The 18,905-nt window shown below is 72.0% G+C and carries 13 protein-coding genes and 1 pseudogene; 9 read left to right on the plus strand and 5 right to left on the minus strand.

The features are described 5' to 3' along the window. Positions 1-10: 10 nt before the first annotated feature. Genes ACYVF7_RS30880 through ACYVF7_RS30890 form a run of 3 tightly spaced genes read left to right on the plus strand, consistent with a single transcriptional unit; the run spans position 11 to position 2,154 of the window. The gene (locus tag ACYVF7_RS30880; protein WP_460347668.1) at positions 11-721 is read left to right on the plus strand and encodes an urease accessory protein UreF; all 711 of its coding nucleotides are present in this window, start codon (positions 11-13) and stop codon (positions 719-721) included. A gap of 15 nt (positions 722-736) precedes the next feature. Further along, positions 737-1,390: an urease accessory protein UreG gene (ureG, locus tag ACYVF7_RS30885; RefSeq protein WP_460347670.1), complete on the plus strand. Its 654-nt coding sequence runs from the start codon at positions 737-739 to the stop codon at positions 1,388-1,390. Then, positions 1,387-2,154 carry an urease accessory protein UreD gene (locus ACYVF7_RS30890; RefSeq protein WP_460347672.1) on the plus strand — a complete coding sequence of 256 codons (768 nt, stop codon included), beginning with the start codon at positions 1,387-1,389 and terminating at the stop codon, positions 2,152-2,154. Before ureG ends, ACYVF7_RS30890 begins: the two co-directional genes overlap by 4 nt. Before the next feature lie 77 nt (positions 2,155-2,231). Here the strand turns inward: ACYVF7_RS30890 and ACYVF7_RS30895 are convergent, their stop codons facing one another. Then, positions 2,232-3,977 carry a hypothetical protein gene (locus tag ACYVF7_RS30895; protein ID WP_460347674.1) on the minus strand — a complete coding sequence of 582 codons (1,746 nt, stop codon included), beginning with the start codon at positions 3,975-3,977 and terminating at the stop codon, positions 2,232-2,234. A gap of 171 nt (positions 3,978-4,148) precedes the next feature. Then, complete coding sequence (locus ACYVF7_RS30900) at positions 4,149-5,660, minus strand: helix-turn-helix domain-containing protein (RefSeq protein ID WP_460347676.1); 1,512 nt, start codon at positions 5,658-5,660, stop codon at positions 4,149-4,151. Between the two features lie 124 nt (positions 5,661-5,784). On the opposite strand from ACYVF7_RS30900, the pseudogene ACYVF7_RS30905 reads away from it, so the two are divergent. The 4 genes and pseudogenes from ACYVF7_RS30905 (at position 5,785) to ACYVF7_RS30920 (ending at position 9,550) form a co-directional block, all read left to right on the plus strand. Beyond that, a pseudogene (locus ACYVF7_RS30905) lies at positions 5,785-6,215 on the plus strand (nucleoside deaminase). Further along, positions 6,212-7,180, plus strand: coding sequence for an isopenicillin N synthase family dioxygenase (locus tag ACYVF7_RS30910; RefSeq protein ID WP_460347678.1), 969 nt, complete (start codon positions 6,212-6,214; stop codon positions 7,178-7,180). Before ACYVF7_RS30905 ends, ACYVF7_RS30910 begins: the two are co-directional and overlap by 4 nt. Positions 7,181-7,210: 30 nt before the next feature. Continuing rightward, positions 7,211-8,605 carry a purine-cytosine permease family protein gene (locus ACYVF7_RS30915; protein ID WP_460347680.1) on the plus strand — a complete coding sequence of 465 codons (1,395 nt, stop codon included), beginning with the start codon at positions 7,211-7,213 and terminating at the stop codon, positions 8,603-8,605. Positions 8,606-8,737: 132 nt separating this feature from the next. Then, a complete protein-coding gene (locus ACYVF7_RS30920; RefSeq protein ID WP_460347682.1) occupies positions 8,738-9,550 on the plus strand; it encodes a BPL-N domain-containing protein in 813 nt (270 codons plus the stop codon). A 76-nt stretch (positions 9,551-9,626) separates the two neighbouring features. Here ACYVF7_RS30920 and ACYVF7_RS30925 read toward each other — a convergent pair whose 3' ends face one another. After that, complete coding sequence (locus ACYVF7_RS30925) at positions 9,627-10,979, minus strand: NAD-binding protein (RefSeq protein WP_460347684.1); 1,353 nt, start codon at positions 10,977-10,979, stop codon at positions 9,627-9,629. Between the two features lie 320 nt (positions 10,980-11,299). After that, positions 11,300-12,628 carry a PucR family transcriptional regulator gene (locus ACYVF7_RS30930; RefSeq protein ID WP_460347686.1) on the minus strand — a complete coding sequence of 443 codons (1,329 nt, stop codon included), beginning with the start codon at positions 12,626-12,628 and terminating at the stop codon, positions 11,300-11,302. A gap of 281 nt (positions 12,629-12,909) precedes the next feature. On the opposite strand from ACYVF7_RS30930, the gene ACYVF7_RS30935 reads away from it, so the two are divergent. Both ACYVF7_RS30935 and ACYVF7_RS30940 read left to right on the plus strand, forming a co-directional pair. Next, positions 12,910-14,355 carry an amino acid permease gene (locus ACYVF7_RS30935; RefSeq protein WP_460347688.1) on the plus strand — a complete coding sequence of 482 codons (1,446 nt, stop codon included), beginning with the start codon at positions 12,910-12,912 and terminating at the stop codon, positions 14,353-14,355. A gap of 336 nt (positions 14,356-14,691) precedes the next feature. After that, positions 14,692-17,520, plus strand: a complete 2,829-nt coding sequence (locus ACYVF7_RS30940) for an AAA family ATPase (RefSeq protein WP_460347690.1) — start codon at positions 14,692-14,694, stop codon at positions 17,518-17,520. A gap of 154 nt (positions 17,521-17,674) precedes the next feature. Here the strand turns inward: ACYVF7_RS30940 and alr are convergent, their stop codons facing one another. Then, positions 17,675-18,826 carry an alanine racemase gene (gene alr / locus ACYVF7_RS30945; protein ID WP_460347692.1) on the minus strand — a complete coding sequence of 384 codons (1,152 nt, stop codon included), beginning with the start codon at positions 18,824-18,826 and terminating at the stop codon, positions 17,675-17,677. Positions 18,827-18,905 lie beyond the last annotated feature (79 nt).

The following is an 18,905-nucleotide window of genomic DNA, read 5'->3' on the forward strand; positions in this document are numbered from 1 at the left end:
TGGACTCCTGATGGACGCCGCGCTGCTGCTGCTCGCCGACTCCCGGCTCCCCGCGGGCGGGCACGCGCACTCGGGCGGCCTCGAAACAGCCGCCGCGACCGGCGTCGTCCACGATCTGGCGACGCTCTCCGACTTCCTGCGCGGCCGGCTCGCGACCACGGGACTCGTCACGGCGGGCCTGGCCGCGGCCGCCTGCGCGTGCGCACAGGTGCCCGCGGCCGGCGCACGCACGCCACCCGTGGAAGCGTCGCCGGGTGACCTCACCGGCTGGGCCCGGCTCGACGCCGAGGCCGACGCACGCACCCCGTCGCCCGCGCAGCGGCGGGCCTCGCGGGCACAGGGGCGGGCGCTGCTGCGCGTCGCCCGCGTCGCGTGGCCCGGTCCGGTTCTGGAGAGCCTGGCGGCGGCGTCCGGCGGCCCGCACCATCCGGTCGCGCTCGGCGCCGCGGTCGCCGCCGCAGGCGGCGCTCCGGAACGCGCGGCGCAGATCGCGGCGTACGGCTCGGTGACCGGTCCGGCCTCGGCGGCGGTCCGCCTGCTCGGGCTCGACCCCATGGGCGTGCACCGGGTGCTCGCGGGCCTCGCCGGACGGATCGACGCCGTCGCGGAGGAGGCCGCCGAGGACGTACGCGCCGGTGACCTGCCCGCGGCCTCCGCACCCGCGCTGGACGTGTTCGCCGAGCTTCACCAGCAGGCCGAACTCCGCCTGTTCGAATCCTGACATCGGAGGTCTCTTTTGGGACTGGACCACAGCCACGACCCGCACGAGCCGCGGTCGCACCGCGCCCTGCGGCTCGGCATCGGAGGCCCGGTCGGCAGCGGCAAGACCGCCCTGGTCGCCGCGCTGTGCCGCCTGCTCCGCGACGAGGTCGCCCTGGCCGTCGTCACGAACGACATCTACACGACCGAGGACGCCGACTTCCTGCGCCGGAACGGCGTCCTGGACGACGACCGGATCGCGGCCGTCCGGACCGGCTGCTGCCCGCACACGGCGATCCGCGACGACATCTCCGCCAACCTCGACGCCGTCGAGGCGCTGGAGGACCGGCACGGCCCGCTCGACCTGGTGATCGTGGAGAGCGGCGGCGACAATCTCACCGCGACGTTCAGCCGCGGGCTGGTCGACCGGCAGATCTTCGTCCTCGACGTGTCCGGCGGCGACAAGGTCCCCCGCAAGGGCGGCCCGGGCGTCACCACCGCCGACCTGCTGGTGATCAACAAGACCGACCTCGCACCGTTGGTCGGCGCCGACCTGACCGTCATGGCACGCGACGCCGAACGCGTGCGGGCCGGCCTGCCGATCGCCTTCACCTCGCTGCGGGAACGCCCGGACATTCCGGAGGTGACCGCCTGGGTCCGCTCCGCCCTCGCCGAACGCGCCCCCGCGTGAGCCTCGCCGCGTGCGCCCGCACGGCCGTCCCCACGGACGCGGGTGCGGACGGGCGCACCGGTTTCGCGGCGCGCGCGGCCGTGCGCGCCGAGCGCGGCCCCGGGGGGCGGACCCGGATCACACGGTTGCGGTCGGACGGCCCGCTCGCGCTGCGCGAGTCCGGTGACTCGGTCTACCTGGTCGGCGCGGGGGCGGGACCGCTCGGCGGCGACGACCTGGAGCTGACGATCGAAGTCGGCTCGGGGGCGCGGCTCGACCTCCGCTCGGCCGCGGCGGCGCTCGTTCTACCGGGACGCCGGGACGCCGGGGCGTCACGCCTGACCGTACGAGCCGACGTCGCGGCCGGAGGACGGCTCGTCTTCGCCCCCGAACCCACGATCGCCGCGGCCGGCTGCGACCACCACGCGCTGGCGGAGGTGACTCTCGACGAAGGCGCGGAGCTGGTGTGGCGGGAGGAGATCGTCCTCGGCCGCCACGGTGAGCCTCCAGGGCGCTATGTCAGCAGGTTCGACGTCACGGCGGGCACGACGCCGCTGCTCCGCCACGAACTGCGGATCGACGAGGACGCCACGAGCAGCGCCGTGCTCGGCGACGCCGGAGCCGTCGGCACCCTGCTGGTCACCGGCGTCACCGCGGAGCCGTACGCCGCCGAAGGGCTGGCCGTGCTGCCGCTCGCCGGCCCAGGTGTCCTGGTGACGGCCATGGCCGCCGACACCGTACGGCTGCGGGAGCGATTGGACCGGTGCCGCCGCCTCTACACCTGACGCGAGCGTCCCGGTCGGCGAATGGTGCGCACCGACCGGGACGCCGCGGCTGCGGGGGGAACCGCCGGTTGCTGCGCTCAGTCCTTCTGCGCGTCTCGGGTCGGCGCGCTTCCTGCGCTGACGGTGGGCATGGCGAGGTCCACCGGTCCCGCGCTCCTGCTCTTGCACTGGTCGTGGCAGTTCTTCTCCAGGCTGCAGCAGAGCGAGCAGATGGTCCCCGAGTGGAATGGGCACCCGGCGATATCGGGACGTTCGAAGACTTCTTGGCAGACGGTGCAGGTGAGGGTGGCTGCGGAGGGCAGTCCGTCGACGAAGAGCGGCTCGGGCAGATCGTCGGTTCGGGCGATGTAGTACCGGCCCTTCGTCGCCACGGCGAGAACCGGAGAGAGGACCATCGCGATGCCCAGGGCGATGAAGGGGGAGAACGCCTTGCCGTACGGTCCGAAGGCGTTGAAGTACGCCAGGATGGAGATGGCCGAGGCGACGAGCATGGAGCCGAAGCCGACAGGGTTGAAGTTGTACAGGTGGGCTCGTTTGAACTCGATGTAGGACGGGCTGAGCTTCAGCGGCTTGTTGATCATCAGGTCGGCGACGACCGCGCCGATCCAGGCGATGGCCACGTTGGAGTAGAAGCCGAGGACCGTGTTCAGGAAGCCGAAGACCCCGCCTTCCATGAGCGCGAGTGCGACGCCGACGTTGAGGAAGATCCACACCACCCGGCCGGGGTGCCAGTGCAGCAGCCGGGAGAAGAAGTTGGACCAGGACAGCGATCCGGAGTAGGCGTTGGTCGTGTTGATCTTGATCTGGGACAGCACGACGAAGAAGGTGGCCAGGCCCAGCGCGACGGGTGCGGCGAAGGTGCGGAAACCGGCGAGGTACTGCTGGATCGGCTGATCGGCCTTCACCAGGCCGACGCTGTCGGCGATGTAGAAGGCCAGGAATGCGCCGCCGAGCTGTTTGAACGCGCCGAGGATCACCCATCCGGGGCCGGCGCTGAGCACGGCCGCCCACCACTTGCGGGAGTTCTCCGGGGTCTTGTCGGGCATGAAGCGCAGGTAGTCCACCTGCTCGCCGATCTGCGCGATCAGCGAGAGCGCGACGCCTGCTCCGGCGCCCACACCGAGCATGCTGAACGCGGATCCGGTGGGTGAGTTGCCGGCGAAGTGGGTGAAGCGTGAGAACTTGTGGGGGTCCTGGATGGCGATGGAGATGAACGGGGCGACCATCAGGACCAGCCAGATGGGCTGCGTCCATACCTGCATCTTCGACAGCGCGGTCATGCCGTAGATCACCAATGGAATGATCGCCAGCGAGGCGATGAGGTAGGCCACGGGAAGCGGAATGTGCAGGCCCAGCTGGAGTGCCTGGGCCATGATCGAGCCTTCGAGGGCGAAGAAGATGAAGGTGAAGCTCGCGTAGATGACCGAGGTCAGGGTCGATCCCAGATATCCGAAACCGGCCCCTCGGGTCAGCAGATCCATGTCGATGGAGTACTTGGCCGAGTAGTAGGAGATCGGGATGCCGGTGGCGAAGATGACGACGGCGGCGGCCAGGATCGCGATGAGCGCGTTGGTGAAACCGTTGGAGATGGCGATGGATCCGCCGATGGCGAAGTCCGCCAGGTAGGCGATGCCGCCGAGCGCCGTGGTGGCGACGACATATGGGGTCCAGCGGCGGAAGGACTTCGGCGCATAGCGAAGCGAGTAGTCCTCGAGCGTGGAGTTCCGCGTCCAGCCGTTGTATCGGCGGGAGGTCGTTCCAGAGGCGGTGTCCGGGGGGTTTTCCGATTTCTGTTCGGGCGTCGCCGCCGCTGCTGTAGACACGTCCGAATCCATGCGGTCAGACGCTAAATATCACCTGTTTCCGCGGACGCCCCGAAAGGTAACGGCCGCGTTTCGCCGGGCAGGTCCGTGATGCAGCTACTCGCCGAAGATCGCGTCACACTCCGCCTCGCGGGCCGCGCGTCCCGAAGGGCGCTTCGTGCCGACACGGGATCAGCGGCCGGTGACGCGGTGGGCGGCGGTGGCCAGGAGCAGGGCGGCGTGCACGTCGGGGTCGGTGACGGTGTGGCCGAGCAGTGCCTCGATGCGTTGCAGGCGCTGGTAGAAGGACTGGCGGCGCAGGTGGAGCACTGCAGCGGCGCGGGTGGCGCTGCAGCCGTGCAGCAGGAATGTCTCCAGGGTACGTACGAGGTCGGTACGGTGCGCGGCGTCCCACTCCACGAGCGGGCCGATGGTGTGGCGGACCAGGTGGTCGAGGTGGCCGCTCCCGCCGTGACGGGTGAGTTCCAGGTCGAGGGCGATGGAGCGCGCGCTGATCAGGCGGGAGCCGGGCCGCAGGTCCAGGGCGGCCCGGGCGTCGCGCAGCGAACCGCCGAGTTCACCGACCTCGGTAGCCGGATGTCCGACGGCGATCCGCACCTGCGGCGCGCTCAGCCGCCGAAGCGCCTCGTCGAGCGCCTGCTGCGCGGCACCGACCACGTCGCCGACGCTGCGGGGGACGGCGAGGACGCCCAGGACGAGCCGCGACACCCGGCCGCGCAGCGCGGGCGTATGCAGGACGCGGGCGGCGCGGTCGACGACTGCCAGCGCGGCCGCGGTCTCCAGCGCGTCGGCGGCGAGCCCGATGAGCAGGTGATCCGCCGCCGGACGGAAGCCCGCCAGCGCCGCCCGTACCGACGACTCGGCCTGGCCTTCGGCGGTGCCCTCCAGCAGGTCGGTGAGGAGGGCGGCGGCCAGCCGGTCGGGCTCACGCGGCGGGTCGCCGGTGCGCAGCATCGCCAGCGCCAGCGCGACCGTGGTCCGCTCCAGCGCCACCGCCAGGTCCTCGGCGGGCAGCGGAGAGCCCGGCCCGGCGACCAGCCGTCCCCACGTCGTCCCCAGCACGGTCACCGGCGCCTCGGCCAGCGGCGTCTCCGCGGCCCGCCACGCCTCGCGGTCGCCGGCGACGCCGTGCGCGGCGACCAGCGCTCCGTTGTCGGCGACCAGGATCAACGGCCCGCCCACCACACCGGCGGCTGCCGCGAGGAGACCGGGGACGCCGATGCCCGCGATCAGGACGTCGTTGAGCGCGCGGCTGATGGAATCGCCCAGCCGCAGCCGGTGGCCCGCCTGGTCGACGATGCGGGTGTTCGCGACCTCGGCGATCCGGCTGAAGGGGACGACGGCGTTCAGGGTGATGAACGGCAGTGCCTGCCGGCGGGCCTCGGCCACCAGTTCGCCCGGTACCTCGGGGAACGTCCGGCCGAGCTCCAGCGCGACGCCGGCGACGTCGCGTTCGGCGATCTCGCGGAGATAGTGCCGCCGCGCTCCGGCGTCGGTGCCCGCCAGGCCGAGACCGGTGGTCAGCAGCAGTTCGCCGCCGGTCAGCAGCGGGCCGATCTCGTAGATCTCGCTCGAGTGCACCCAGCGGACGACGCGGTCGAGCGCAGTCTCGCCCGCGAGCACCACGGGGCGGGCCTCGCGCATCACGTCGAACGCGAGAATCTCGCGGAGCGTGAGGGGCATCACACCATCTCATTACGGATCGTCCACTACAGAGGCTCATAGTACGGACGTTGTGTCCATTCCCCTTCCCGGGTCGCGCGGCGATAGTGGGCCCATGACCAGTGATGTCGTCGATGACGCTGCGATGCTGAGCGTCGCGCTCGAGGAGGCGCGCGCCGGGTACGCCGGGGGCGGCGTCCCGGTCGGGGCCGCGCTGTTCGGCGCCGACGGGCGGCTGCTCGGGCGCGGACACAACCGGCGGGTCCAGGACGGCGACCCGTCGACGCACGGCGAGACCGCGGCGTTCCGCGCGGCCGCCGGCAGCCCACGTACCGCGGCACGACCATGGCCACGACGCTGTCGCCGTGCTGGTACTGCAGTGGGCTGATCCTGCAGTTCGGCATATCCCGGGTGGTCGTCGGCGAGGCGCGGACGTTCGAGGGTCACCACGAGTGGCTGGCCGGGCACGGCGTCGAGGTCGTCGTGCTCGATGACCCGGAGTGCGCCGAGCTCATGACCGCCTTCATTAAAGAACAGCCCCACATCTGGAACGAGGACATCGGAGAGAGCTCATGAGCACGAGTGGCGTCGTTCCCGTCATCGACCTCACCGCCTGGTTCGAGGGCGACGCCACCGCCCGGGCGGACGTCGCGGCCCGCGTCGACGCGGCCCTGCGAGAGATCGGCTTCCTCGTGGTCACCGGGCACGGAGTGCCGGCCCCGTTGCGCGAACGGATCCGCTCAGCGGCCAAACGGTTCTTCGCGCTTCCCGACGCGCTGAAGGAACCGTACGCCGTCACGGTCGGCGAGCGCGGCTGGCTGCCGCCCGGCGTCGAGGCCAACGGCTACGCCGAGGGCACACCGACCCCGCCGGACCTGAAGGAGACCTTCGCGGTCGGCGCCGACCAGCCGACCGGCGACACGGAGACCGACGCCGAGTGGTTCCTGCCGAACGTCTGGCCCGCCGAGGAGCCTGAGCTCGAGCCGTTGCTCACCGACTACCTCGGCCGGATGCGGGCGCTCGCCGACGAACTGCTGACGCTGTGCGCGGCGGCGCTCGGTCTCGCACCGGACTTCTTCACGGCCAGGACCGGGCACCCGTCGTACACGCTGAACATCAACCGGTATCCGCCGCTGTCCCAGGTGGGGCCCGCCGAGCCGGGGCAGTTCCGCATCGGGCCGCACACCGACTTCGGCACGGTCACGATCCTCGACCGGCAGAACGGTGTCGGCGGCCTGCAGGTCTACAGCCCAGGCGGCGGCTGGGTGAACGCCCCGTACGTCGAGGACTCCTTCACCATCAACATCGGGGACCTGCTCGCCCGCTGGACCGGCGACCGCTGGCGGTCGAACCGGCACCGGGTCCTGCCACCGGATCCCACCGCACCGGACGAGGAACTCGTCTCGCTCATCTACTTCTACGAGTGCGATCCGAGCGCTCTCATCGAGTCCATCGCGCCGCCGATCGGCCGGGTGACCCACGAGCCGGTGCGCGCCTCCGACTACCTCCTCGACAAGCTCAACGCCATCACGGTGCGCTGAGCGCTCCCCGCTGGATCGAAAGGCACACCCATGACGGTGCTCAAGGAGCCTGCTCCCTCCCTGGAGGTACGGGAGGGGACGTACGGCGAGAAGGTCGCGGCGGTCGAGCCCGGGGGCGCGGAGTTCATCCCGCTCGCCGAGCGCCACGGCAGGCCACGGCAGCTGCTGTGGACCTGGACGTCGCCGAACCTGGAGTTCGCCACCGTGTTCCTCGGCGTGCTCGCGGTCGCCGCGTTCGGCCTGAGCTTCTGGCAGGCGGCGCTGGCGATCATCGTCGGCACGGTCCTCGGCTCGGTCACCCACGGCGTGCTGTCCGCGCGCGGCCCGGCGCACGGCGTGCCGCAGATGGTGCTCGGCCGGATCTCCTTCGGGTACTGGGGCAACGCCCTGCCGGCCGGGCTGAACGCCGTCGTCGCGGGGATCGGCTGGTTCGCGGTCAACAGCGTCAGCGGCGCCCTCGCGCTGAACACGCTGACCGGCTGGCCGAAGGCGCTCTGCCTGGTCATCGTGGTCGTGGCCATGGTGGTCCTGGCCTTCTTCGGGCACAACCTCGTGCACGCCTTCGAGAAGTACGCCCTGCCGGTGCTCGCGGTGATCTTCGCCGTGGCCTCCCTGATCATCCTGGCGAAGTCGCATCCCGGCGCTCCGGGCCACGGCGGCGGCCTGGGCGGCTTCCTGCTGACCGTCGGCGCGACGTTCGGGTACGCGGCCGGCTGGAACCCGTACGCCTCGGACTACACGCGCTACCTCCCCGCGGACAGCAGCCGGAGGGCCGTCGGACTGTACGCCGGGCTCGGCGTGTTCGTCTCCTGCGTCGTCTTGGAGATCGTCGGGGCGGCGTCCGTCACGATCGGCGGTGACGCGCTGGGCCAGCCCACCTCGGCGTTCACCGGTCACCTCCCGACGGCCGTCGCCGACCTCACGCTGCTGGCGATCGCGCTCGGCGGCATCGCGGCCAACGCGCTGAACGTCTACTCGGGGGCGATGTCCTTCGTCGCCCTGGGCATCAAGCTGCCGCTGGCGCTGCGGCGAGCCATCGTCGCCGTCGTGTTCGGCGCGATCGGCTTCGTCGTCGCGCTGTCCGGCCTGCACGACGCCGGGCAGAAGTACGAGGCGTTCCTGCTGGTGATCTCGTACTGGATCGGCCCCTGGCTGGCCGTGTTCCTGCTCGACCAGTATCTGCGACGCGGTACGGACGTGGACGGCCTGCTCTTCGACCGGCGGCACCGCAACTGGGCCGGGCCGGTCGCGATGGTGGTCGGCGTCGTGCTGTCGGTGTGGCTGTTCTCCAACCAGCAGAAGTACGTCGGGCCGGTGCCGAAGCACGTCAAGTCGGTCGGCGACATCGCGTTCGAGGTCGGCTTCGTGATCTCGGCTCTGATCTACCTCGTGCTGCGGCGGCCGAAGGCGAGATCTGCGGCATGAGGTCGTTGAACCGTTACGGCTCGCTCTCCGTAGGCCTAGGTGACATGACTTGACCCGACCGGCGCAGCCCCCGCCAGGACGAGATCCTCATCTGCGTGGTTCATCGCCAACGGTCGACAGAGGAGAGAGACCATGCCCGGCATGGACCCGAGCGCCGATCCCCGTCCGACCACTGTGGACCGGCGTCGGCTGCTCTTCGGCGTCCTCCCGGCCGCCGCCCTGCTGGCCACCGGCTGCGCCCGATCGAAGGCCAAATCGAAGGCCGAATCGAATGCCGACGAGCGGAGCGCCCGACCGCGCCTCGCGCTGATCTACAACGGCCCGCAGGGCTGCCCCGCATGCGGGCCGACCGTGGCCGCCCTGCTGCGCAGGGCACCGCAGCCGTACCGGGTCAAGTACGTGAGCGCCGTGACCGCCGCCGATCTGGCCGACGCGCAGCTCTACGTCCAGCCCGGCGGCGGCGCCGACCTCGAGGGAACCTGGCGGCACCTGAGCGGCTCTGCCGGGGTGATGCGCGACTGGGTCCGGAAGGGCGGCAGCTACCTGGGCCTGTGCTTCGGCGCCTATCTGGCCGGGCGCGATCCGGGCTTCGACCTGCTGCCCGGCGACACCAACGGGTACGTCGGCTCCCCCGGCGCCACGGTCCCCGACGATCGCGACACCGTGGTGGCGGTGAACTGGCGGGGCAAGCCGCGGCACATGTACTTCCAGGACGGGCCGGCCTTCTTCCTGGACGCCGGCGCCGACGCCACCGTTCTGGCGACCTACCCCAACGGAACGGCCGCCGTCGTCGTCGCCCCGTACGGCAAGGGCCGAGTCGGGGTGAGCGGCCCGCACCCGGAGGCCGACGACTCCTGGTACGCGGAGAAGGGACTGCACAATCCCGACGGCGTCCGCTTCGACCTGGCCTACGAGTTGATCGAGGCGACCGCCGGACGACGCTGAGACCCGGCGGGCTCCGTCCAGACGACGAGGTCGAGTCCTGGACGCTGCTCGGCTGATCTCGCGGTGGCGCCGGTTCTCAGAGACCTGATGGACGCTCTCCGGCGGATACGCGGGCGCTGATGTCCGCGTCGGTGTCCCTCCCCTGTGGGTGGTCGCACCGGTCCGCTTGCGGCCAGGGCACGAAGCGTCCGTCCGCGTGTTCCACCAGGAGCCGCTTGCCGTGTGCCAGCACACCGCGCGGCCGGAGCCCGAGCAGGCTCGCGGTGGTGTAAGCCGCGCTCAGACCGCCCAGGTCGTGGACGAGACCGATCTTGAACAGCGAGCGGGTCTCCGCGATGGCCTCGTGGTCCCCCGCACGCATGACCACGCGCAACTCGGGCGCGACCGCGAGTGCCGCCACCGAGACGGCGATGTTGTCCAGGTCGTCCGAGGCCACGGCGGCCATCGCCTGCGCTCGCTGGAGGCCGAGTTCGCGCAGTACGAACCTGTCGATGGCGTCGGCGACGACGACGGGCACGCCGAGTGCCCTGGCCAGGCGGAGGTTCGGGGCTGCCGGGTCCCGCTCGACCGCGACCACGCCGATGCCCAGGGCCTGCAGCTGGGTGCACAGCCGCAGTCCTACCTGTCCGAGCCCCACGACGACCACGTGGCCTGCTCGGGGCAGGGCCCGGGCGCCCACGATGCCGACCGAGCGCGGCGCCAGCAGACGATCGACCACACCTGCTGTGAAGACAGCGGTGAAGACAATGGTGCTGAGCATCGCGAGGCCGGAGAACACCAGATACGTGTCCGAGCCGTGGGCCGGTGCGGGGCCGACGGCAGAGACCGTTCGCGCCGCTTCGAAGAACGCCTCGACGGGTGGGCGGTGGCGCCGGGCCACGGACCAGACCCAGTCCGACAGCAGCACGGCGAGCAGGCCGACCAGACCCATCAACATGATCCGCGAGCTGCCGTCGTGTGGTCGCAGCTGCCCTCGCAGCTTCCCCAGCCGGGCCCGGTACCTCAGGGAGCGTGGTGGCCGATACGGCTCGAGGCGCACCGTTTCCCCGTCCCAGCGGGCACCCGCGTGACCGGAGGTCGTGCGGGTGACGGCCAGCAGTTCCGGCTGGAGGCAGCCTGCCATTAGGACGGGCGCCGCGACGTCGGCCGGGGAGGTGACCTGGCAATTCGGGACCACGCGGACGAGCTGGTCGGCAACGGTCCGGTCGAAGATCGTCACTACCAGTGTGACGTTGGGGCGGATGTGCTCGACCGCCAGCGCGTACCGCAGGGATTCGACGTCGTTGTCGAGCAGGACTGCGACGCCTGCCACCTCCCGGTCCAGGGCATGGCGCAGATCGTCGTCGGTGGGCTGGGCGAGGTGACACACACGGTGCCCGGCCGCTTGCAGGGAGCCGCAGACCTTGCGTGCCACGTCGCTGCCGATCACGACGAAGTACTGCCCCCGGGCTCCACCCCTGGGAAGCGGAGCACCGGCCGCGTTGTCCGTGTGTTCCGCCGCGGGGGCGCTGGTACTGGAACGCTCAGAGGCCGAAGTCGTCCACTCTGTAGGGCGGAGGTCACCCGGCACGCGGAACCGCATGACCCATAAAGGTAGGAGCGGGTTTTGCGCGGCACCATGGACAGATGCCGCACGGCCGGGGCTCCTGATTGCGACAGATGCTCAATCGCCATGGCCGGTGCGGAGTGTCCGCTCGAGGAGTCGCTCCTCTGGAGCGTGCCGCCTCGCGTGTCTTACAAGGCGCAGGCTCAAAGCCGCGCGGCCTTGAGCGCCAAGTGGAGCAGCAGCCGGTCCTCGCCCTCGTTCAGGTCGAGGCCGGTGAGTTTCTCCACTCGCGACAGGCGGTAGTAGAGCGTCTGCCGGTGGATGCCGAGGGCCGCGGCCGCGCGGCCCGTCTGGCCCGCGCAGTCGAGGAAGACCTCCGCCGTCTGGGCCAACTGCGCCTGCGCCGGCTCGAGCAGCGGAGCCACCGCCAGGTCCCTGCCCGCGCCCGCGGGAAGTTCGGTGAGGACGCGGTACGGGCCGATGTCGGGCCACTGGGCGATGGGGCCCAGCCGAGCCTCCGCCTGGGCCGCCCGTGATGCCGCCACCGCTTCCCGCCACGCGGCGGGCAGGTCGTTCAGCCCACGGCGCGGACCGCTGACGCCCGCGGTGGCGTCGGCCGGAGCCGCTGCGGGCGCCGTTCCGGCCGGGGAGCGGCCCGGCGGCCCCGCCGCACCGCCCGACGCGGTCGACCCGGGGCCCGCGCCGGAGTCCGCGGAGCCCGCGCGGAGGGAGCCCAGCAGGCGCTGTGCGGCCATCAGGGCAGGTTCGACCACCGTCGCCGCGCGCAGCCGCACCAGCGCGGCCAGCTTCTCCGTCCCGTCCCCCATACCGCTTCCGGCCGGCGACGCCGGGGCAAGGCACATCGCCGCCACCCCCGGATGCCCGGCAAGGCCGGAGCCCAGCTCCGCGGCGGCCAAGTCCCCCTCCCCGCCGCCGTCGCGGAGCCACGGCGTGACGGCGACCACCGCCAGCGGGCCGTCGGCCTGTGCACCGAGCGTGTCCCTCAGCCCGGCCTCGGCGGCGTCCCGGCCGCCCGGCGGCCCGGCCAGCAGGTCGCGCAGGAGCTCGCCGAGCCGTGTCCCGGCCCGGGCCTCGTCCGCCAACAGCGCCCCGATGCGGACGGCGATCTCCATGGCCTGGGCCAGGCGCGAGTCCGGCGGCACCCCCGGACCGCCGGTCTCCAGGCATGACAGATGCCCGTCGTCGAGCAGCCACACATAGCCGTGGACGACTCCCCGATGGCGTACGGGCAGGCAGATCCGGCCCATGAGCACCTCGGCGGCCGGGTCGGGCGGAATCCGCATCGGCCCGGTGGCCCGGGCGATTCCGAACGCCTCGAACCAAGCTCGTACGATCTCGGTGGAGCGGCGGTGCAGGATCGAGCGGGCGCGCACCGGGTCCAGCGTCGGTTCGCCGAGGTCACTGTCGTGCGCGCCGAAGGCGATCAGCCCGAAGCCGCGGTCCTCGAGCGTCGCGGGCGCGCCGAGCACCGCCGAGATCTCGTCCACCAGCTGCTGGTAGTCACCGTGCATTCCGCCGCCCCGCACTCTTTCATCCGTACCGGCCTGTCATTTCATCCATATCACCCCATCGTTCTCATACATCTGTCTGAGATACGGGTCACGGACGCGTGGCGTCTGTCGATGGCCCCGTAACCGGCGTGGTCCTTAGGTTTCACGGTGAGTTCATCGGTGCCCCCCTCATCGAGGGACGCCGGCCGTCATCGTGGCGATGCCCGTACTGGGTCCCGTGTTGCTCGCCGGCTCCCCGCAGCGACGCCCCCGCAAAATCCTGCGAATCCTAAGGACTCTGTATGAGCACACAGCCGACGACCGCCAAAGCGCCCCCTCCGCCCCATGGCCCTGGGCAGAAGGGCTCCTCCGACGGCCTCACGACCGGCCTCAAGAACCGTCACCTGTCCATGATCGCGATCGGCGGTGTGATCGGCGCGGGCCTGTTCGTGGGCTCCGGCTCGGGCATCGCCGCCGCCGGCCCCGGCATCCTGCTGTCCTACGCGCTGGTCGGCGCGATGGTCGTCATGGTGATGCGGATGCTGGGAGAAATGTCCGCGGCCAACCCGACCTCCGGTTCCTTCTCCGCCTACGCCGACCAGGCGCTGGGCCGCTGGGCCGGCTTCACCATCGGCTGGCTGTACTGGTTCTTCTGGGTCGTGGTGCTGGCCGTCGAGGCCACCGCCGGCGCGGTCATCCTCCAGGGGTGGGTGCCGGCGATCCCGCAGTGGGCCTGGGCGCTGATCGTGATGGTCGTGCTCACCACGACGAACCTGGTCTCGGTCGGCAGCTACGGCGAGTTCGAGTTCTGGTTCGCCGGAATCAAGGTCGTCGCCATCGCCGCGTTCATCATCATCGGCGGACTCGCGGTCTTCGGTGTCCTGCCCGGCGCTCACAGTGCGACGGCGGGCCTGAGCAACCTCACCGCCCACGGCGGTTTCCTGCCCCGCGGCCCCGGCGCCATCCTCACCGGCGTGCTGATGGTCGTCTTCTCCTTCATGGGCAGCGAGATCGTCACCCTCGCCGCCGGCGAGTCCAAGGACCCGCAGCGCGCGGTCACCAAGGCCACCAACAGCGTGATCTGGCGCGTCGGCGTGTTCTACCTCGGCTCGATCCTGGTCGTCGTCTCGCTGCTGCCCTGGAACGACCCCTCGATCGTGAAGCAGGGCTCTTACGTCGCCGCGCTCAACTCGATCGGCATCCCGCACGCCGGTCAGGTCATGAACGTCATCGTGCTGACCGCCGTGCTGTCCTGTCTCAACTCCGGCCTCTACACCGCGTCCCGGATGGCCTTCTCGCTCGGGCAGCGCGCCGACGCGCCGAAGGCCTTCGCCCGGACGAACAAGCGCGGGGTACCTCAGACGGCGATCCTGGCGTCGGTCCTGTTCGGCTTCGTCGCCGTCTTCTTCAACTACCAGTGGCCGGACACCGTCTTCGCGTTCCTGCTGAACTCCTCGGGCGCGGTGGCGCTGTTCGTGTGGCTGGTGATCTGCTTCACCCAGCTGCGGATGCGGGGGATCATCCTGCGGGAGAACCCGGACAAGCTCGTCGTGCGGATGTGGCTCTTCCCGTATCTGACCTGGGCGACCATCGCGATCATCTCCTTCGTCCTGGTCTACATGCTCACCGACCCCGCCGGGCGCCAGCAGGTGCTTCTGTCGCTGCTGGCAGCCGCACTCGTCCTCGCCGTCGCGCTGGTGCGCGACCAACTCGGCCGCGGCCGGAGCGACACGGCCACCCAGTCGTAAGGAGTCGTCAGGAAGAGGTCGCAAGGTCCGGCACCCGGTGATCGGGTGCCGGACCTTCTGCTTGTCAGGATCCGCGACCGCAGCGGCGTCGACCGTCCGCAGCCGGTCGATGCCGCGATAACGGAGTGTCCGCGTTCACGGCTCGAGACCTGCGGGTTGCCGGGGTGGACTTCACGAGGCAAGACCTGGCCGATCTCGGCGCGTCCAACGCCCAACCGGTCGGGCTCCGGTACTAACGGTTCCGAACTAATTGGCGGTTGCGCCACGTCTGTATATAGGTAAGGGTCTCATCCCCTGATGGAGACCGATGGTCGAACATGCGGGGTGGTGACGGCGATGAGGGGTAAACCGCGGGTCGCGAAGGCGAGTGACGCGTCGTCAGGCGCGACGCCACCGCGTTCGCCGTACGGGCCGGCGGCCCGGTCCGCCCGGCGGCTGTACGGCCGGCAGCCCGAGACGGCCGCGCTCGTGTCCGCGCTGGACGCCGTGGCCGGCGGCGCGGCCCGGCTGGTCTCGCTGGAGGGCGCGGCGGGCACGGGCAAGAGCGCCCTGCTGGCCCGGGTACGCGCGGACGGCCGGCGGCGCGGGTGGACCGTGCTCACGGGCCGCGGCTCGATCCTGGAGACGGCCAACGACTTCGGCGTTCTGTGGCAGGTCCTGACCGGGCTCCCACCCCTGCCGGACGGGCGGCCGGCCACCGCGCTCGGGCCGGCGCCGGAGGACAGCTCGCCCTTCGACGTCTTCGAGCGGGTGTCGGCCCACCTGCTCGACGCGGCCACGCGCACTCCGGTGCTGGTCGCGCTGGACGACCTGCAGTGGTGTGACGCTCTGTCGCTCCGCTGGCTCGCCTACCTCGCGCACCGGAGCGCGGACCGGCCGTTCGCCATCGTGCTGGCCGGCTCCCTGGGCGAGATCGGCGAACGGAGGTTCCTGGTCGACGAGCTGACCGCGTTCTGCGAACGGCGGACGCTGCCCCGCCTCGACCAGGCGCATCTGCGCCGGTGGATCGGCGACGCCCTGGGCGCCCGGCCCGACGACGCCTTCGTCGAGGGCTGCCACCGGGCCACCGGCGGCAACGCCGCGCTGCTGGCCGAGCTGCTGCCCGCGCTGGCCGCCCGTTCCGTGCCGCCGGTGGAGGAGTCGCTGGCCTCGATCGAGAGCGTCGGCGTCGCCGCGGTGGCCCAGCGCGTGCTGCCGTGGATCAAGCGGGGCGGGCCCGAGGCGCTGGCCGTCGCGCAGGCGATCGCGGTGCTCGGCGACGACAGCCAACTCGTGCTGGTCGCCGAGCTGGCCGGGCTGCGCCTGAACGATGCCGCCAGGGCGGCCGACCAGCTCATCAGGCTGGACATCCTGTCCGACAGCTCGCCGCTGCGCTACGTTCACTCGCTGACGCGCGCGGTGGTGGACGCCGGCATCTCCGCCGCACTCCGTACCTCGTACCACCTGCACGCCGCGCGCCTGGTGCGGGACCGCCACGCCGGACCCGAACGCGCCGCGGCGCACCTGATGGCCGCCAAGATGTCCGGCGAGGGTCAGGCGCTCGACACGCTCCTCGACGCCGCCGACGCCGCCCTGGACCGGGGCCCGGAGCCGGCCCTGCGGTACCTCCGCCGGGCGCTGGCCGAGCCGATGCCGGTCTCGGCGCGGGCGGAGCTGATGGCCGGCATCGGTGCCGCCGAGATCGGCGCGGGCGTCGCCGACGCCGAGCGCACCCTCCGCCAGGCCCTCTCCATGGCCACCGAGCCGTCGCTGCGCGTCCGGATCGGGGTCGACCTGGCGTACGTGGACGCCGCGGCCGGGCGTCCGCTCGGACCGGCCCTGAAGATCGTCGACGAGGCGTGCGACCTGCTGCCGCCGGAGAGCGCCGGCCTCGCCGCCGAGGCGGAGTTCGGCGTCTTCATGGCGTACGCGTCCTCCGCCGACGCCGGTGAGATCTTCGACCGGCGGCGGGCCCGGCTGCATGGGCTCGTCGCCGCCGAGCCCCGCCTGAACGTCCTGGCCGGTGTGGTCGACGCGTGGTCCGACACCCGGCGCGGGCGGAACCGGGCCGAGTGCGTACGCCGCGCGCAACCGGCCCTGTCGGCGACAGACCGCCACAAGGCATGGGAACTCCGGCTGGGGTGGCCCGCCGTCAGCACGCTCATCGACGCCGAGGAGTACGACCTCGCCACCGACCTGATCGGGACCGGCGACCACTTTCCCTTCGCGCATCGCCGGGGCGCGGCAGGTGACGCCGCGATCTCCGCCTACCTCCGCGGGCGCGTCGCCCACGGCCGCGGCGACCTGAACGCCGCGCGTACGGAGCTGGCCGCGGCACTGCGAAACCCCTCCGTGGCGGACATGCCCACGGCCGCGCGCCTGCTGCACGTGCTGGCCGACCTCGGTGACCTGGACGCCGCCGACGAACTGCTACGGGACCACGCTTCGGCCGCGCCGGCGGGCCCGGCCTGGCCGGCCGCCGCGTTCGCCTTCGCCCGCGCGTCCCTGTGCGAGGCACGCAACCAGCGCAAGGAGGCGCTGGAGGGCTTCCTGGAGACCGGGCGCGTGCTCGCAACGCTCGGCATCGAGGGTCCCGGCGGGCTGCCCTGGCGCTCGCGGGCCTCGCGATGCCACCTCGCCCTCGGCGACACCGCCGCCGCGAAGGCCCTGGCCGCCGATGAGGTGGACCTCGCTCGGCGCTGGGGCGCGCCCCGCGCGCTCAGCACCGCCCTCGCGACGGCCGGCGTGGTCAGCCTGGACGCGGACGCGGCACAGGAGGCCGTCGCGGTGCTCGACGGGGTGGCGGCGGAGTTCCACCGCGCGGTCGCGCTGGTGGACCTGGGAGTGGTGCGGCTGGAGTCCGGCGAGGCCGGCCAGGCGCTGGACCACCTGCAGGACGGGTACGCGCGGGCCCGTGCGATCAACGCCCGGCCCGTGTGGCTCCGGGCGGCCCGGCACATCAAACGCGCCAGCGGCAGGCCGGACCTCGGCCGGGTCGGCGGCGTGAACGCGCTCACCGCGCAGGAGCGCGCCACCGCGGAGCGCGCCGCGACCGGCGCGACGAACCGGCAGATCGCCGACGAGATGGTGCTCACGCAACGCACCGTCGAGCAGTACCTCACCAGCGCCTACCGCAAGCTCAGCATCACGGGACGGCCCCAGCTGGCCGCCGCGCTGTCCTGCTGAGCCCGCCCAGGCCCCCGCCCTCTCCCGATCCAGGAGTCCGCATGACGCACGTCGTCGCCCCGCAAGCCGTCATCGACCGCCGGCGAGGTCCTCGCCCTGTGCGCCGCCGGGTCCCCGGTCGCGGAACGGTCCTGACCGCCGAGCGTCGCCGGGCTCAGGACTCGTAGACCCGGGGAAGCGTCGCGGGGACGTTGGCGAGGATGTCCAACGGCACCATGTCGAGTCGCCGGGCCACTTCGGCGACGGTGAGCTCGCCGTCGTCACCCGGGCCCCACAGCACCACCTCCTCGCCGAGGCGGGGGTAGTCCTGGCCGACGTCCAGAACGCTCTGCTCCAGTCCGAGCACCCCGGCGATGCGGTGGCGCCGGCCGCCGACCAGCAGCTCGACCCCAGCCGCGGCAGCCGCCCGGGGCAGTCCGCCGGCGTAGCCGAACGGCACCAGGACCAGCGTGCTGTCGGTCCGGACCCGGTAGTCCAGCCCGTACATGACGCCGGTGCCGGCCGGGACGCGCTTGACCATCACGACGGTCGAGCGCAGGCTCATCGCCGGTCGCAGTTCGAGAGTGAGCGGGGTCTCGACCTGGCTGAGACCGTACAGCGCTATCCCGGTGCGAACCAGGTCGTAACGGCTTTCGGGCAGGGTGAACGCCGCCGCGGAGCTGGCGATGTGCCGCAGCTCCGGCTCCACACCCGCCCCCGCCGCGTACCCGATGGCCTCCTCGAACGCGGCGAGCTGCGCGGCGATGGACGGCTCCCGGGGAATGTACGAGCAGGCGAGATGAGAGAAGATCCCGGTCACCGTGACCTGACCGGCCGCCTGCGCCCGGCACGCCGCCTCCACCAGCTGCGGCCAGTCGTCGCGGAGGGCACCGCCGCGCGACAGCCCGGTATCGATCTCCAGGTGCACCCGGGCCGTACGGCGGTTGCGGTCGGCGGCCTCGGCGATGAGAGCGAGCCGCAACGGCGTGTCGACGCCGAGTTCGATGTCGGCCAGGACCGCGGCGTCGTAGTCGGTCCAGCGCCAGGGTAGCCATGCGAGGATCGGCGCGCTGACGTCCGCCCGGCGCAGGGCGAGCGCCTCGTCGAGCTGTGCCACGCCGAGCCGGCTCGCCCCGCCCGCGAGTGCGGCGCGGGCCGCCGGGACCAGGCCGTGGCCGTAGGCGTTCGCCTTCACGACCGCCATCACCGGCGTGCCTCCCGCGGCAGAGGCCACCACGCCGGTGTTGGCGGAGATCGCGGCCAGGTCGATGCGTGCGTGCGTGCCCTCGGCGACGTCCGTCGCCGCATCCCGGATGATGGAGTGCATGAGGCCAGCCTGCGGCGGCTTGCAGCCCGTATCGTCCGCTGGCGAAAACTACCCGGTGTCATGTGGCGGATTGCCCGGT

It is taken from the genome of Actinoallomurus acanthiterrae, assembly GCF_054775715.1.

Bases quoted from the DNA above. Each gene is read 5' to 3' on its own strand.
- alr (WP_460347692.1), bottom strand. From the start codon at position 18,826: ATGCACTCCATCATCCGGGATGCGGCGACGGACGTCGCCGAGGGCACG.
- ACYVF7_RS30900 (WP_460347676.1), bottom strand. From the start codon at position 5,660: ATGCCCCTCACGCTCCGCGAGATTCTCGCGTTCGACGTGATGCGCGAG.
- ACYVF7_RS30920 (WP_460347682.1), top strand. From the start codon at position 8,738: ATGCCCGGCATGGACCCGAGCGCCGATCCCCGTCCGACCACTGTGGAC.
- ACYVF7_RS30930 (WP_460347686.1), bottom strand. From the start codon at position 12,628: ATGCACGGTGACTACCAGCAGCTGGTGGACGAGATCTCGGCGGTGCTC.
- ACYVF7_RS30940 (WP_460347690.1), top strand. From the start codon at position 14,692: ATGAGGGGTAAACCGCGGGTCGCGAAGGCGAGTGACGCGTCGTCAGGC.
- ACYVF7_RS30880 (WP_460347668.1), top strand. From the start codon at position 11: ATGGACGCCGCGCTGCTGCTGCTCGCCGACTCCCGGCTCCCCGCGGGC.
- ACYVF7_RS30915 (WP_460347680.1), top strand. From the start codon at position 7,211: ATGACGGTGCTCAAGGAGCCTGCTCCCTCCCTGGAGGTACGGGAGGGG.
- ACYVF7_RS30910 (WP_460347678.1), top strand. From the start codon at position 6,212: ATGAGCACGAGTGGCGTCGTTCCCGTCATCGACCTCACCGCCTGGTTC.
- ACYVF7_RS30935 (WP_460347688.1), top strand. From the start codon at position 12,910: ATGAGCACACAGCCGACGACCGCCAAAGCGCCCCCTCCGCCCCATGGC.